This is a genomic window from Metabacillus sp. 22489, from assembly GCF_052044855.1.
Lineage (GTDB): Bacteria > Bacillota > Bacilli > Bacillales > Bacillaceae > Metabacillus > Metabacillus niabensis.
In genome coordinates this window covers 1-15142 of sequence record NZ_JBQENT010000072.1, presented here as the reverse complement: position 1 = coordinate 15142, position 15142 = coordinate 1, and the positions used below count along the sequence as shown (strand labels likewise).

General features: G+C 33.6%; 17 protein-coding genes. 10 read left to right on the top strand and 7 right to left on the bottom strand.

Features of this window, described 5'->3' with window-relative positions; genetic code table 11:
- Positions 1–136 precede the first annotated feature (136 nt).
- The 5 genes from motB to ACTJJ9_RS24975 form a co-directional block, all read right to left on the bottom strand.
- A complete protein-coding gene (motB, locus tag ACTJJ9_RS24995; RefSeq protein ID WP_095302981.1) occupies positions 137–895 on the bottom strand; it encodes a flagellar motor protein MotB in 759 nt (252 codons plus the stop codon).
- On the bottom strand, positions 888–1688 hold the full coding sequence (motA, locus tag ACTJJ9_RS24990; RefSeq protein ID WP_095302982.1) for a flagellar motor stator protein MotA: 801 nt from the start codon (positions 1686–1688) through the stop codon (positions 888–890). The genes motB and motA overlap by 8 nt, the downstream gene beginning before the upstream one ends.
- A 171-nt stretch (positions 1689–1859) precedes the next feature.
- Entirely contained in the window at positions 1860–2135 is a 276-nt protein-coding gene (locus ACTJJ9_RS24985; RefSeq protein WP_095302983.1) for a hypothetical protein, read from the bottom strand.
- 107 nt (positions 2136–2242) lie between these two features.
- Positions 2243–3271, bottom strand: coding sequence for a potassium channel protein (locus ACTJJ9_RS24980; RefSeq protein ID WP_095302984.1), 1029 nt, complete (start codon positions 3269–3271; stop codon positions 2243–2245).
- Positions 3272–3411: 140 nt separating this feature from the next.
- Positions 3412–5544 carry an ATP-dependent Clp protease ATP-binding subunit gene (locus ACTJJ9_RS24975; protein WP_145585154.1) on the bottom strand — a complete coding sequence of 711 codons (2133 nt, stop codon included), beginning with the start codon at positions 5542–5544 and terminating at the stop codon, positions 3412–3414.
- 284 nt (positions 5545–5828) lie between these two features.
- Between ACTJJ9_RS24975 and ACTJJ9_RS24970 the strand changes: the two genes are divergently transcribed.
- From ACTJJ9_RS24970 to queF, 7 genes are all read left to right on the top strand, one after another.
- Positions 5829–6857 (top strand): YkvI family membrane protein, encoded by a 1029-nt coding sequence (locus tag ACTJJ9_RS24970; RefSeq protein ID WP_145585155.1) that lies wholly within the window; start codon positions 5829–5831, stop codon positions 6855–6857.
- A 478-nt stretch (positions 6858–7335) separates the two neighbouring features.
- Positions 7336–8682 carry a hemolysin family protein gene (locus ACTJJ9_RS24965; RefSeq protein ID WP_145585157.1) on the top strand — a complete coding sequence of 449 codons (1347 nt, stop codon included), beginning with the start codon at positions 7336–7338 and terminating at the stop codon, positions 8680–8682.
- A 176-nt stretch (positions 8683–8858) separates the two neighbouring features.
- Positions 8859–9245 carry an SET domain-containing protein gene (locus ACTJJ9_RS24960; RefSeq protein ID WP_095303000.1) on the top strand — a complete coding sequence of 129 codons (387 nt, stop codon included), beginning with the start codon at positions 8859–8861 and terminating at the stop codon, positions 9243–9245.
- A gap of 317 nt (positions 9246–9562) precedes the next feature.
- Positions 9563–10225: a 7-cyano-7-deazaguanine synthase QueC gene (gene queC / locus ACTJJ9_RS24955; protein ID WP_145585267.1), complete on the top strand. Its 663-nt coding sequence runs from the start codon at positions 9563–9565 to the stop codon at positions 10223–10225.
- Positions 10222–10665, top strand: a complete 444-nt coding sequence (gene queD / locus ACTJJ9_RS24950; RefSeq protein WP_145585269.1) for a 6-carboxytetrahydropterin synthase QueD — start codon at positions 10222–10224, stop codon at positions 10663–10665. Before queC ends, queD begins: the two co-directional genes overlap by 4 nt.
- Positions 10662–11390 (top strand): 7-carboxy-7-deazaguanine synthase QueE, encoded by a 729-nt coding sequence (gene queE, locus ACTJJ9_RS24945; protein WP_145585271.1) that lies wholly within the window; start codon positions 10662–10664, stop codon positions 11388–11390. The genes queD and queE overlap by 4 nt, the downstream gene beginning before the upstream one ends.
- Positions 11391–11501: 111 nt before the next feature.
- The gene (queF, locus tag ACTJJ9_RS24940; protein ID WP_095302991.1) at positions 11502–11999 is read left to right on the top strand and encodes a preQ(1) synthase; all 498 of its coding nucleotides are present in this window, start codon (positions 11502–11504) and stop codon (positions 11997–11999) included.
- A gap of 235 nt (positions 12000–12234) precedes the next feature.
- Here queF and ACTJJ9_RS24935 read toward each other — a convergent pair whose 3' ends face one another.
- The gene (locus ACTJJ9_RS24935) at positions 12235–12552 is read right to left on the bottom strand and encodes a hypothetical protein (RefSeq protein ID WP_095302992.1); all 318 of its coding nucleotides are present in this window, start codon (positions 12550–12552) and stop codon (positions 12235–12237) included.
- Positions 12553–12790: 238 nt separating this feature from the next.
- On the opposite strand from ACTJJ9_RS24935, the gene ACTJJ9_RS24930 reads away from it, so the two are divergent.
- Entirely contained in the window at positions 12791–12955 is a 165-nt protein-coding gene (locus tag ACTJJ9_RS24930) for a CotD family spore coat protein (protein WP_145585273.1), read from the top strand.
- Between the two features lie 140 nt (positions 12956–13095).
- Here ACTJJ9_RS24930 and ACTJJ9_RS24925 read toward each other — a convergent pair whose 3' ends face one another.
- Positions 13096–13284 (bottom strand): YkvS family protein, encoded by a 189-nt coding sequence (locus ACTJJ9_RS24925; RefSeq protein ID WP_095302994.1) that lies wholly within the window; start codon positions 13282–13284, stop codon positions 13096–13098.
- Positions 13285–13880: 596 nt separating this feature from the next.
- Between ACTJJ9_RS24925 and ACTJJ9_RS24920 the strand changes: the two genes are divergently transcribed.
- Entirely contained in the window at positions 13881–14738 is an 858-nt protein-coding gene (locus ACTJJ9_RS24920) for a patatin family protein (protein ID WP_145585275.1), read from the top strand.
- 46 nt (positions 14739–14784) lie between these two features.
- A complete protein-coding gene (locus ACTJJ9_RS24915; RefSeq protein ID WP_095302995.1) occupies positions 14785–14979 on the top strand; it encodes a hypothetical protein in 195 nt (64 codons plus the stop codon).
- The last annotated feature ends 163 nt before the right edge of the window (positions 14980–15142 follow it).

Sequence of the window (15142 nt, the reverse complement as noted above, 5' to 3'; positions counted from 1 at the left end):
AGTATTATTGTTTCTTGTCATCATTATCCATCACCTCTAAAATATCTATTAATAAATATTTTAAATAAAAAAAGACTGTATGCAAACTCGATTTTATCGAGTTTGTCTACAGTCTGAAAGGACCATTCGGTCCTTTTTATTTTTTCTCGTTTGGTAAAATTAAAACTTCTACACGTCTATTTTTTTCTCTGCCTTCTGCTGTATCATTTGAAGCGACTGGTCTAAACTCACCAAAGCCTTCTGCACTAAAAACACTTGGATCTAATTTCTTATTCTCAATTAATATACTTATAAAATTGACAGCACGCTTAGCACTTAAATCCAAATTTGAATCAAATGCTGAATTATTAATAGGAACATTATCTGTATGTCCACTTACAGTAATATTACGTGGAGGATTCATAACAAGTAATTCAGATATTTCCTTTGCAAGATGCTTATCTTTTTCGCGAATTTCAGCACTTCCTGAATCAAAGAAAATTTCATCTAAAATCGTAATTAATAAGCCATCTTCTGTAAGTGTTGTCTGCAATTGGTTACCAAGCTTTTTTTCATCAATATACGAATCAACTTTTTCTTTAATTTCTGCTAACTTTTCTTGCTCGAGTTGTTTTAGCTCTTCTTCAGTTGCTTCAGTAGACTTTTTTTCTTGTACATCAAGCTGTTCCATTTCCCCTGTCTCAGTAGGGCTTGGAAATTCTAAAACACCTGTTCCTCCAGAAAAGCTTGTATTAAATGCTTTCGCAATTTCATGGAATTTTTTTGCGTCAACATTGCTTGCTGCAAATAAGACAATAAAAAGGGCAAGGAGTAATGTTAAAATATCCGCATATGGGACAAGCCAAGACTCGTCCATATGCTCATCATGATGTTGCTTTTTCTTTTTTTTAGCCATTTATACTCTCTCCCTCAGAAACTGAAGAGTTCATTTTCATTCGTTCACTAACAGGTAAGTATGTTGCAAGCTTTTGTTCAATCGCTTTTGGTGCTTGTCCTTCTAATACGGATAGAACACCTTCAATCATTACTTCTTTCACTTTTACTTCTTGTTTAGATTTACGCTTTAATTTATTGGCGAACGGATGCCAGATAACATATCCTGTGAATATCCCCATCATTGTCGCGATAAAAGCTGCTGCAATTGCTTCTCCAAGTGCTGCTGTATCATCCATATGAGATAAGGCAGCAATTAAACCAACAACCGCTCCTAAAACCCCAAGTGTTGGAGCATATGTACCAGCTTGTGAGAAGATGGTTGCATTTGCTTGATGACGTTCTTCCATAGCTTCAATTTCTTCACTCATAACATCGCGTATGAAATCTGCATTTTGCCCATCAACTGCCATGAGTAAACCATTTTTTAAAAAGGGATCTTCAATATCTGCAAGCTTTGCTTCAAGTGCAAGTAGTCCTTCTTTACGAGCAACTTGTGCCCAATCTGAGAATAAAGGTATTAGCTCTTGGATCGTTGGAACCTTTGTTTCTTTAAATAAAATACCGAACAACTTAGGTACCTTTTTAATGTCACTTGTTGGGAAAGCAATGGTTACAGCAGAAATCGTACCTAAAATAATAATAAGTAGAGCAGGTATGTTTAATAGATTTGAGGGATGTACCCCTTTAAGAGTCATACCAACTCCAACTGCGATTATCGCAAGTATTAATCCAATTATTGACGTTTTATCCATCGTAAATCACCATATTTCCTATTTATTTTCTTATTTATTATATCGGAGAGTTCTTTAATATTTTTAGAGGTTTCTTTGAAGTTCTTTAGATTTAACTAAAATTTTCGTAAAAAAACTATCCCATGGTCTAAACCTTACGAGATAGTTTGAAGAAAAGATATGGATGAACAGTTAGAGGGAATAAAATAATGCGGAAATTCCTAAGTAGTAGATTGGAAGAAAGGTGACGATAACATTTCCATAGAAAAATAAACGAGAGTAGAAGGTAATTTTTTCTTCGTAGGCTATTGAGGCTAAGAGAGCTCCAAATAAACTTGTTCCGACAAATAATATAAGACCAAAAATCTCCCCGAGTCTTTCTTGATAGAAAATAAAACCAAATGCAGTACCGTTAAAAATTAAAAGGGAAAGGGAGATAAATAAATATATGTTTCCAAATTTTATCATTGTATACACCTCACCACATGTATATGTGAATGAGTAGGTAACGATGACAGCGAAAACGGGAGATATAACAAATTCTATATCTCCGCATTGCCTAACTTTCTATTAAATTATCTATTTTTTAACATTTTATTATATGTAGAATTGTTGCAAATAATAAACAAATTAGCGTTAGTTGGGATTACTCTATCAAGTGAATTGATTATTGATAGGTCGTTTCCATCAGAAATTAATAATGCTCCCATTTCCGATAGGTCCTTCCTTGCATCTGCATATGTGACCCATTCTTGTTTTTTAGGAATCGAATATAAATCATATCCTTTATCACTAGTTAATTGCCGAATAACCTCACTTGATCCGTTAAATAAAATTGACCGTGCAGCAAGATTTCCTGCTGTGTCATTTGCGGTAATAAATTCCTCAACATTAGCGTGAACAAATGCTTGAATATGTTTTGAATCGGCAACTTCGCAAATCGTATAAATATTTTGTTTGAATTCTTTACCGATTCCTTCAATTATAGATGCGATGAGTAAGGTTTGCCCGTCTGCCTGTGAAGTAGATAACGTACCATCAGGTGAAAAGACCATAACAGATTTTGCATACAGGACATTTGCTTGCTTTAAAATCTCGACATTTGCCGGATCTCCTTTAACGAACTCTACTTGTTCATGGAGTATTGGAATTTTTGCAAGTTTTTCATCAATGATAACGATACGAATGTCTTTAAATGTTTTTATAAGCTCTTCCAATGCGATTTCTGCCTTTTTCGTCCAATTAATCATGATAATATGTTGTTCAGTTGTAATTTTCAAGCGTCCTTCCTCCTGTAGCTTTTTCCGAATACTAATTGAATCGATGACTTTCCCAATAAAAATCGTCATTAAACCAATTCCAACTATGTAAAGAAGCATCGCAAATAATTTACCAGGAACAGTTGTAGGAGATACATCACCGTATCCAACAGTAACAACAGTTGTCATTGTCCACCATAATCCTTCAAAAGGACTTGTAAATGTTTCTGGCTCTAAAAAATATATGATATAACTGCTAGAAAAAACTAAGGTTAAAGTGGAAAAAATAAGAAGCCAATGGTTCATTTTAATTGCTCGAAGGAAAATTCGTCTAATGATGATCATATCATTACCCTTTCTTGGGGACAGTCCCTCATGATTGATATGTTGTAAATTTTACCATACTATTTGTTTGATTAGTGAAAAAAAGGTGTCTCACTGTTTTGAGACACCTTATATATTTATGAGATTTTCCTTTTGTCATATTAATTGTTTTTTACGACAATGATTTCATTTTCTTTTACATCAACAAGTACGGATGAGATTTCATCTTCATCAAGAAGTAAATCTGTTAGCTTATCTTCAACATGTTCTTGAATAGCACGGCGAAGTGGTCTAGCACCAAATGACGGATGGTAGCCGAGTTCAGCAAGCTTTTCCTTCGCATTCGTTGTTACTTCAAGTGCAATATGTTGCTCAGCTAGTGTATGCTCTAACTCTTTAAGCATAAGTGTGACGATTTTTAACAAATCATCTTTCTCAAGTGAAGAGAATTCAATAATGTTATCAAAGCGATTTAGAAATTCTGGTTTAAAGAAAGAACCTAATGATTGTAAAAGATGACTTTCCTCAACAGCTGTATTTGCTTGTGTATTAAAGCCAACTTTAATTTGTTTATCTGTTACACCTGCATTGCTTGTCATAATAATTACTGTATCTTTAAAGCTAACTGTTCGTCCTTGACTATCTGTTAAACGGCCATCTTCAAGAATTTGCAGGAACATATGCTGAACGTCAGGATGAGCCTTTTCAATCTCATCTAATAAAATGATGCTATAAGGATTTCTGCGAACCTTTTCAGTAAGCTGACCAGCTTCATCATGACCAACATATCCTGGAGGAGCACCAATTATTTTTGATACAGCATGTTTCTCCATATATTCACTCATATCTAAGCGAATCATGGCATCTTTTGAACCGAATAATTCTTCAGCTAAGGTTTTTGTTAATTCGGTTTTCCCAACACCAGTTGGTCCAACAAAGAGAAATGAGCCAATTGGTCTTGTTTTAGACTTTAAGCCAGCACGGCTTCTTCTAATTGCTTTTGCCACTTTTGTTACCGCATCTTTTTGACCGATAACCTTTTTAGAGAGATTTTCTACTAAATGCTTTAGCTTAGATTGTTCATTTTCTTGAAGCTTTCCAACAGGAATACCAGTTTTCTTTTCTATGATAGCTTGAATGTCTTCTACATCTACTATCAGTTTTTCTGTAGTCGCTTCTTGGTTTAGTTGTGCTTCTAGACGAATTTCTTCATCTCTTAATTTAGCAGCTTTTTCATAATCTTCTTTTTCGGTTGCTTCTTGCTTTTGTTTCATAATTTGTGCAAGTCGTTGTTTTAGTTCTTCATTGCTTACTTGTACGATGTGTAAATTCTTTTTAGAGCCGGCCTCATCAAGTAGGTCAATTGCTTTATCAGGTAAGAAACGATCTTGGATATATCTTTGTGATAATGTGACACATGCTTCGATCGCCTCAGGTGTATATGATACATGGTGATATGCCTCATATTTGTCTTGAATTCCTTTTAAAATGTCAATTGCTTTTTCAACTGATGGCTCATGGACGGTAACAGGCTGGAAACGTCGTTCTAATGCTGCATCCTTTTCAATTGTGCGATATTCCTTTAACGTTGTCGCACCAACGACTTGAAGCTCACCACGGGCAAGAGCTGGTTTTAAAATATTGCCTGCATCCATAGAACCCTCTGCTGAACCTGCACCAACTAATTGATGAATCTCATCAATGAAAAGGATAATATTTTTCTTTTGCTGGAGCTCTTGAATGATTTTTTTCATTCTTTCCTCAAATTGACCTCTTATTCCTGTGCTTGCAACTAAAGAAGCGACATCTAATAAATATACTTCTTTATTTGTTAGTTTTGCTGGCACTGTCCCGTTTGCAATTTTTAAGGCAAGACCTTCGATAATCGCTGTTTTACCGACACCTGGCTCACCAATAAGGACAGGGTTATTTTTGTTGCGACGATTTAATATTTCAATGACTCGTTCAACTTCCTCATCACGGCCAATAACAGGATCGATCAGACCTGCACGAGCAGCTTGTGTTAGATTACGACCAAGCTGATCAAGAATACCTCCACCACCATTTTTCTGAGGTTGTGCTTGAGTTTGTTGATTAAAAGGAGCATTTGCTTGGAATCCTTTAAATAATTCGTCAAATGGAAATGAAGAAAATCCATTTGCAAATCCAGTTGGAATTGATTGTTTATATGCTGCATAACAGTCGTGACATAATGCAGCCTCTGTTTTTTTATTATTTAATTGCAAGTTTAAGTGAATTGTAGCCTTATTCATTTGACATTTTTCACACATCATCGAAAACCATCCCTTTCTTTTTAAAAATTTCCAATTAGTTACGCTTAAAGATTAAAATGAATCCTCAAAGCTTTGACTAAGTTTGACCAATGTGTGATAAAAAGAAGCGGTCAATTTGACCATCTTTGACTATAGTATACTTTGACCTTTTTTGACTTTCAAGTATTTTGCCTATGATAAGAAAGATGTAATTTTTTCCATACCGGGAAGAGAAAGAGCATTATCTGAGTATTCCTTCATATAATGATACAAGCTTTGTTTACGATTAGAGAGGTGTACATAATATGAAGAAATGGATATCTTCAATACAAGTTGCAGCAGTATATGTCGGAACAGTAGTAGGTGCTGGTTTTGCAACTGGAAGGGAAATTGTTGAGTTTTTCACTAAACATGGAATATATGGACTTGCAGGGATTTTTTTAGCGGGAATACTTTTTATAAAACTAGGAACGAAAATGTTAATTTTATCAAAGAGAATTCAAGCAAATTCTTATCAAGATTTAATGACGTATTTATTCGGCAAACAGTTCGGCGGGATTGTGAATCTTTTTATGATGCTAGTGTTATTCGGATTAACATCTATTATGCTTTCCGGAGCGGGAGCAATCTTTAAAGAACAATTAGGATTATCAGTAAGAATCGGTGTAATCGTCACAATTTTGCTAACAATATTAGTGATGGCGTTTGGTATCAAAGGGTTGTTTAGTGTCAATATCATAGTAGTCCCGATGTTAATTACATTTAGTATCTTCCTTGCTTTTCAATCATTTTCCATCGAATCAATTCTACTTTTACCACATGAAGAGTCGAGTTCTGTTAAATGGATTATATCAGCATTTTCATATGCCGCTTTTAATATTACAATGGCATCAGCTGTTCTTGTTCCATTAGCTAAAGAGATTAATGATGAGCAAGTATTAAAAAGAGGAGGGTTCCTTGGGGGGGTATTTTTAATGATTGTTTTAATAAGCAGTCATTTTGCACTATCAAGCTTACCACATTTAACACAATATGATATTCCAATGGCAGAAGTAATGAAAACGACGTTCTTTGCTATTTATTTCATTTATATTGCAGTTATTTATGGCGAGGTATTTACATCAGTTATTGGAAATTTGTACGGGCTTGAAAAACAAATAAACTCGTACTTTAAAATACCAGGAATGACGATAATATGTGGGATATTATGTATCGCTGCGTTTATTAGCAAAATCGGCTATAGTTCATTAATTACATTATTATATCCAATTTTCGGGTATGTTTGTTTAGGAGCACTTATTTTGTTATTAGTGAAAAAATTACCTACTGAATGATGCTTGTCAGAAAATATAGGCGTATTGAATGGAAAAGAGTTGATACTATTCTCATGGACAGAGGACTATATTCCAACATTTATAAATCAAATTGAGAGAAAAGTAGTCTAGAAAATTATCTTTCTTTCATTCTCAAACATTTATTTGAAGCTTTAATCATTCATTTATGCTCGTAAAACGCGATATTTTACCGAAAAAGGTATTTTTAGTCAGATTTTCACATATTTATTTAAAAAATCGAGTAAGGGTAAAGTTTGACGGTAATGTTTCATTCGTATTATTATTAAACTAATACAATCTGTGGGGTGATAATATGGGGCAGAGTTAAAAATGAATAGACTAATAGCATCCCTTATTGTACTCCAAGCGGACGCTAATACTAGTCAAAACCTATAAGAAGAACGACAGGAAAGATAAATATGATATAACTCTCAGGAGGTGACTCCTTTTCCGTCACTGACGGAGTAAGGAAGCTTATTTGGACATAGTGAATTTGTTGCTTGTTGCAATTTTAATCGCTCTTACGGGTTTTTTCGTTGCTTCTGAATTTGCAATCATTAAAATTAGGAGCTCTCGTATTGACCAATTAATTGCAGAAGGAAACAAAAAGGCAAGTGCGACAAAAAAGGTTATAGATAATTTAGATGAATATTTGTCGGCTTGTCAGCTAGGAATTACAATTACAGCATTAGGATTAGGGTGGCTTGGTGAACCGACGATTGAGCATTTATTAGCACCAGTTTTTGAACAATTACACATGCCTGGGTCTATTTCAACTGTTCTTTCGTTTGTTATCGCATTTTCAACGATTACCTTCCTTCATGTTGTAGTAGGTGAATTAGCACCGAAAACAGTTGCGATACAAAAGGCTGAAGCGATTAGTATTTGGTTTTCTAAACCGTTAATGGCCTTCTATCGTATTATGTACCCGTTTATTTGGGCTTTAAACGGGTCGGCTCGATTTATAACTGGAATTTTTGGCTTAAAGCCTGTTTCAGAGCATGAGCTAGCACATAGTGAAGAGGAACTAAGAATTATTTTATCGGAAAGCTACAAAAGTGGTGAAATTAACCAATCTGAATTTAAATATGTGAACAAAATCTTTGAATTTGATAACCGTATTGCAAAAGAAATTATGGTGCCAAGAACCGAAATTGTTTCATTATCAATCGATGCGCCAATTCAAGAGCAATTAGAAATTATTAAAGATGAAAAGTATACACGTTATCCAATTGTCGATGGCGATAAAGACCATATTATCGGTGTCGTAAATATTAAAGAAATTTTCACAGATCTTATCCACTTTGATAAGCAAAAACCATTTTCAATCGAACAGTATATAAGGCCGATTATTCAAGTAATTGAATCGATACCAATTCATGAGTTACTCGTCAAAATGCAAAAGGAACGTATCCATATGGCGGTCCTAATTGATGAATATGGTGGAACGGCAGGACTTGTAACAGTTGAAGATATTCTTGAGGAAATTGTTGGCGAAATTCGCGATGAATTTGATGCTGATGAGGTACCTCTTATTCAGAAGATAAATGATGCGAAATATATTGTTGATGGTAAGGTTCTTGTTAGTGAAATCAATGAGTTGTTTAATTTATCAATCGATGATACTGATGTCGATACGATTGGTGGATGGGTATTAACAGAGCATTATGATATAAAAACTGGAGGCTTTGTTGAATTTGGTTCACTAACCTTCAAAGTTACCGAGATGGAAAATCATCATATTCGCTATTTAGAAATTACAAAAATGCAAAAAGAAGCATTACCTAACCCGGCGTTATTAGAAAAGAAAATTGCAACTTCTTAAGGACTTACTATTATGTAAGTCCTTTTTTAGTACGATTAATTTTCAGTATCGAATGTGATTTTGTAAAGTGACTTTTAAGAATTGTTATCTAGATATACATAAAAGGGTTGCTTTCTGATGAACAAACCTTCACAATGAAAAGGATATCCAATATTATTAGGTCGTAGGTGATGACAATTATTAAAGTTAAAACATCTCCACTAAGTGGAGGGGAATTTAATCGTGGTGTTTTTGCAACAATTGATATTGAAAAAGGTACGCTTATTCATGAAGCGCCAGTAATACCATACCCAAATAGGGATCATGTATATATTGAGAAAACGATTTTAGACGATTATGTATTTGAATATGGAATTAATCATACTGCAATCGTATTAGGATATGGAATGTTATTTAATCACTCATATCATCCGAATGCAACGTATGATATTAACTTTGATAATCATACTTTTGAATTTTATGCATATAAGGATATTAAAGCTGGGGAAGAAATTCTGATTAATTATAATGGGGATGTTGATGATACAGAGCCGCTTTGGTTTAATAAAGATGAAAAGAAATAATTAATATTCTGTAATCATTATCTCATTGAATCAAAAGAAAATAAGAGGCGGAAAATCTTTCATATTTGCAAAGATTTTATTTTCGTGATATATTTTCCTAGTTATAAAACTAAAGAACAAATCCGATAGTAATTTGCTATCGGGAGAGGTTTTAGCAAAACCCTCTATAAAAAACTACTAATATATGATTAATAATAGTTTTCTTATAGAAGAAATCATGCTAGCACCTCGGATTATTCCAGGTGTTTTTTATTTTGCCATTATTTATTTAGATACGGCAAAAAAATAAGGATGAGTATAAGGATGTGAAATTTTTTATGAAAAATGAAAAGGCAATCGTTGTATTTAGTGGTGGACAAGATAGCACAACCTGTTTATTTTGGGCATTAAAAGAATTTAAAGAGGTTGTTGCAGTTACGTTCAACTATAATCAACGCCATAGTTTAGAGATAGATGTGGCCACATCAATTGCAAAGGAACTTGGTGTTCAACATCATGTGCTGGATATGTCGTTATTAAATCAGCTTGCTCCAAATGCTTTGACGAGAACGGATATTGAAATAGAGCATGCTGAAGGTGAATTGCCTTCAACATTTGTTCCAGGACGAAATCTAGTGTTTTTATCTTTTGCAACAATTTTAGCTTATCAAATTGGCGCAAAGCATATTGTGACAGGTGTTTGTGAAACAGATTTTAGTGGCTATCCCGACTGTCGAGACGCATTTGTAAAATCATGTAACGTGACACTTAATTTAGCGTTGGATAAACCATTTGTTATTCATACACCATTAATGTGGATTAATAAAGTTGAAACATGGAAGCTAGCTGATGATTTAGGAGCACTTGAATTTGTTCGTGAGAAAACTTTGACATGCTACAACGGGATAATTGCTGATGGTTGTGGGGAATGTCCGGCGTGTAAATTGAGAAAAAAAGGTCTTGACGAATATTTGCTTAAAAAGGATGCTGAAATTCGATGATTCAACAATTATATCCTCAAGTACAACACAATTATCAATTTGAATTAAATAAAGATATGCATATTGCTGCTGCACATTTTATCCCACATGAGGATGCAGGGAAATGTCAAAATGTTCATGGGCATACGTATTTTATCAATATTACCATTGCTGGGAACGATTTAGATGATTCTGGCTTTCTGGTGAATTTCTCGAGCATTAAAAAACTAATTCATAATCGTTTTGATCATACCATTCTTAATGATCATACAGAGCTTTTTTCAAAGGATGATCCTAATTATTTCCCAACAACTGAAGGAGTTGCGAAAGCGATTTGGGAAGTTGTTCAAAAGGAATTAGATACAAAAGCTAACAAGCCAAAATGTGTTCAAGTATTTGTAAGAGAAACGCCAACAAGCTATGTTGTTTTTCGTCCGAAATATAAGGAGGAGAAACAATGAAAAAAATCCCTGTATTAGAAATTTTTGGACCAACTATCCAGGGAGAGGGAATGGTCATTGGTCAAAAGACAATGTTTGTGCGGACAGCTGGCTGTGACTATTATTGCAGCTGGTGTGATTCAGCTTTTACTTGGGATGGCTCAGCAAAAGCTGATATTAAACAAATGACAGCAGATGATATTTGGGAACAGTTGGAGGCATTAGGTGGCGATCGTTTTTCACATGTAACCATTTCTGGTGGTAACCCTGCTCTTTTAGCAAATTTAGCTGAGTTAGTTCAATTGCTAAAAAGGAAAGGGGTAAAAATAGCAATTGAGACACAGGGAAGTAAATATCAAGAGTGGTTGAAGGATATTGATGATTTGACAATTTCACCGAAGCCTCCTAGCTCAGGAATGAAAACTGATTTTGTTAAGCTAGATGAGATTATCAATATACTAGTTAATCAAACGAATCAACAGTCAATTAGTCTAAAAGTCGTGATTTTTGATGAAGCTGATTTACAATATGCAAGGGAAATCCATCATCGATACTCTAACATTCCAATGTACTTACAGGTTGGAAATGAAGATATACATGAGGCTGATACGACAAAGCTTGTACAGAAACTGTTAAATAAATATGAATCATTAGTTGAGCAAGTAATCGAGGATAAAGAGTTAAATCAAGTCCGTGTGTTACCTCAGCTCCATACGTTAGTTTGGGGAAATAAACGTGGTGTTTAAATTTGGATGCTAATTTCGAGACTTCTGCTTTTTAGCAAACCTCTCGAAAAGCTTGCATCTGTCGCAAAAATATAAAAGCAATTAATAAGTAAAGAAAAGAGGAATCCGATTATGGCAGGTAGAAAACAAGAAGAAATGAAAGATGTTACTCTTTTAGGGAATCAAGGAGTAAACTATTTATTTGAGTATGCTCCGCAAATTTTGGAAACATTCGATAACAAGCATCCGAACCGTGATTATTTTGTAAAATTTAATTGTCCGGAATTTACTTCATTATGTCCAATTACAGGTCAACCAGATTTTGCAACAATTTATATTAGTTATATCCCTGATATAAAAATGGTTGAAAGCAAATCGTTAAAATTATATTTATTTAGCTTCCGAAATCATGGTGATTTCCATGAAGACTGTATGAACATCATTATGAATGATTTAATTGAACTAATGGATCCACGCTACATTGAAGTGTGGGGGAAATTTACTCCTCGTGGTGGTATTTCGATTGATCCTTATACAAATTACGGTAAACCAGGAACGAAATATGAGGAAATGGCTGCATATCGGTTGATGAATCATGATTTGTATCCTGAAAAGGTTGATAATCGCTAAGTGAGATTACGTTGAATATCGAGTTCATTCCACAGTTAACATGCTACATTATTGCTAAATTAAGTAGTATCGTGTTCGATGTGTGAGGCTTTGGAATACTTGAAAAATGGGCGGTGCTACAATAGCATCGCCCATTTTATTTTATAAAGTACTTTGTCAGCACACGATGATTTTAGAAAAAATTACAGTTTTACTTATGAAGCATTTTTGTAACTAAAATATGTGTTAAAAGACTTTATTTTTTTGTAATCTTATTCGTTACATAAAAAGCTAATAATGCTAGTAAGCTATAAATGATGACTGGTATCAATAAACTTGACATATTATACCATAATTCCGTTGGTAAAATTGTAGCAACAGCTGATATTACAATCCCAATTACTAGTACGAATATGGAATTAGCACTTATAATCCCTTGAACTATATAGATAATGGGGAAAATAAAATATATTCCTATTAAAATATTTTTACTATCAGGAAAAACTGTTTCATCAATATATATAAGCAAAAAAATCAATAAACCAGGTACCAAGGCCGAGAGTATTTTTTTCAAATATAATCCTCCTTAAGTTAAGCGTATTTGATTAATTTTTACATTTTTTAGTTAAAATGTCAATTATTTCAATTTGCATTTTGGTTTCTTATATAATCTGGATAGCTATATGTATTCTTTCAAAGAAAGCTTTTATTGTAGCAGAAATTAAGTGAAATGATTCATCCATATAATCCGAAAATCGTTCGTCATAATGTGCTAAAGGAAAAATCGATTTTCATATAAAAAATAAAGACGAGTGCATCCAACACATATTGAACATGTAAATAGAAATATAGTTAGAGTTAAAAATTATTATCCCGTAACTCAATCTGAAGTTGAAGAAACATATGTTGAGGAATTTGATTATGGAAGGGATTTACGAAATCCATGCTGTAAACCTGTAAAAAGAAGTTACAAATAATCATTATTATTTGAATAAATGTTAGAGCAATAAAAAGGATGCTATAGTCTAATAATAGAGGCTTATTTTGTTAATTTCATTAAAAAAGAAACTTAATATATGAAAAACGCGAAGATTAAGTTCTTCGCGTTTTTCATATATTAAGAGAATGAATCTTTAATAATTTTGTAATTTTTGTGATTTACAACTGTGCGTCTATCAAGATCTAAATCGCTGAAATTTTCCATATATGTTAAGTCAACAATAACAGAATTTTCATTTACCTTTTCGACTACACCTGTTAAACCTTCTTTAAATTCGATGATACTACCTACTTTAGCGATTTTCATTGCCTCGCTCCTTTACATATTCTTATGAAGATTTTTGCTTATAATCCTCTAAGTATTTGTCGGCGCCTTGAGCCATAGACATCATGAAGAAATAGATTCCTTCATTAGAACTATTTAACACTATTTTTTAAAGTAAGTAAAGCCTTTCATCTAAATGATCATAAAAAAATTACAAAAAGTGGAATGGATATGGGGATAAAGACGTTATTTAAGAAAATTATCGTGAAATCATGTTATATTTAAAAATAGTGATAATAAAGCAAGACGATCTAATTGATTTGTTATTCCCTAAATATTTCGTCTTTTTTCTAGAGATGGTTGTTTCTAATCAATTGGTTTATTGTTAATTTGAGCAAGATTGCATAACTCCTGATAAAGTGAAGCGAGACAAAAACTTAATTGAAAGCAGCCATACATAAATATTGAAAAGATATAGAGTAAAAAACTAGTTACTTACTCTACTAAGAATGTAATGTTTGTTTTTCGAGGTACAAGCCTTGTGAGCAGAATGAGAGGAATAAAGGGCATGTAACGAAAAAGGCAAGGGTTTCTAAAGGGTATACGAGTGTAACTTATGTAAGGAGCGCGTTAAATAGATGATTGAGAGAACTGGTTTAATATTAGAAGGCGGAGGTATGAGGGGAATTTATACTGCCGGTGTATTAGAATATTTTATGGAACAGGATTTTTATGCACCTTATGTTATTGGGGTGTCAGCAGGGGCTTGCTTTGGTGCATCGTATTTGTCGCGGCAAAAGGGGAGAAATCGAAAGGTTAATATTGACTATATTAAAGATCCAAACTACCTTTCATTGAGAAACTACATGAAGAAGCGACAATTGTTTGGAATGGACTTTATATTTGACGAAATACCAAATAAAATAGTGCCATTTAACTTTGAAGCTTTTAAGGATGCGAAAGAGGAGTTTGTCGTTGTAACTACAGATTGCCAAACAGGTATCCCCGTTTATTATAATAAAAAAGAGGATGGGGAAAATATCCTAACTCTTTTACGAGCTTCAAGCTCACTGCCATTTATTGCACCAATCGTACAGTATAATGGTAAAAGTCTGTTAGATGGTGGAATTGTTGATTCGATCCCTATTAAAAAAGCTGAACATGATGGCATTAATAAAAATATCGTTATTTTAACTAGATATGGGAACTACCGGAAGAAGAAATCAAATATTGGCTGGATATTAGAGAAAGCCTATAAAGATTATCCGAAGCTAATCAGTGCTATAGTAAGAAGATATGAAATGTATAATGAAACGTTAGACTATATTGAAGGGCAGGAAAGGAACGGTTCGGTTTTTGTCATAAGACCTAGTGTACCATTTAAGGTAGGGCGTATTGAAAAAAATCAGAAAAAGCTTGAGGATTTGTATAAACTAGGGATGGAGGATGCAAAGAAGGAATTTACTCGTTTGGAAAAATGGTTGAAAAATAGCTAAACGACATTTAATGATAGATTTATAGCAATGTATAGGAGGAATAAAAATGGATGAACAGACAATTCATGAAATTTTAGATAAGCTGAAAAATGGAGAGCTTAATGAATTCCACGTAAGTAAGGAGCAGTTTTCAGCATTTCGTACTGTTCTTGTGAAGCGTGATGATTTTAAGCATTTTAGAGGCATTGCAAAACAGGGAGGAAGTGTACTTTTTCGATATTTACAAGAGCCAAGAAGCTAAATGTACTTCTTGGCTTTTGTTTTTAAGACCCCAAATGTCTCTACAGGGAGTGTAATATTAACTGTGTAAGTAAGGAATGCGTACGGTTCCTTACTCACACAGTTTTTTATTTGATAGAATAATAAGTATAAAGCTAAAGGAGTGGTTTCAGTGGGGAAATTGA